Origin of the sequence: Parvularcula marina (genome assembly GCF_003399445.1) — a bacterium.
In the GTDB taxonomy this organism is placed as follows: domain Bacteria; phylum Pseudomonadota; class Alphaproteobacteria; order Caulobacterales; family Parvularculaceae; genus Parvularcula; species Parvularcula marina.
The window spans coordinates 1-648 of sequence record NZ_QUQO01000016.1 but is presented as its reverse complement, the minus strand read 5'-3'; the positions used below and the strand labels follow the sequence as shown (position 1 = coordinate 648).

The window sequence follows — 648 nt, the reverse complement described above, 5'->3', positions numbered from 1 at the left end:
GTAGATCACGCCGGGAATGCCGGCCTCGGCGTACAGGCGCACGTCGGTGTAGAGCGGCGTGCCCATGGCGGGGATCGGCTCGCCGAACAGGTCCTCGCCATGCTTGCGGATGGCGTCGACCAGCGGCTGGTTGCCGGGCAGCGGCCGCATGGCGTTGGCCAGCAGCAGGCGCTTGATCTCGACGCGCAGACCGGGCGTGGCGGCCGCGCCTTCTTCGATGATGCGGCGGATGTCGGCCTCGACCTCGGCCGCGTTCTCTTCCGGGATCATGCGGCGATCCAGCTTGATCACCACCTTGCCGGGCACCACGTTGGTGTTGGTGCCGCCTTCGATGCGGCCGATGTTCAGATAGGGGTGGCTGATGCCCTCGACCCGCGAAGTGATCTCGCGATAGCGCGCGTTCTGCGCGTACAGCGCGTTCATGATCGAGACCGCGCCCTGCAGCGCATCCACGCCGGTGGCGGGAATGGCGGCGTGCGCCATCTCGCCGTGCACCGTGACCTCCATTTGCAGGCAGCCATTGTGGGCCGTCACGACTTCATAGCTGAAGCCGGCCGCGATCAGCAGGTCGGGTTTCGTCAGGCCCTGGCGCAGCAGCCAGCCGGGACCGAGCAGGCCGCCAAATTCCTCGTCGTAGGTGAAGTGCAG

Annotated in this window: 1 protein-coding gene; it reads right to left on the bottom strand. The window is 67.4% G+C overall.

What is annotated here, in order from left to right; genetic code table 11:
* Positions 1 to 648 (bottom strand): peptidase dimerization domain-containing protein (locus tag DX908_RS16005; protein ID WP_158548882.1); only part of this gene is annotated, 648 nt, incomplete at both ends.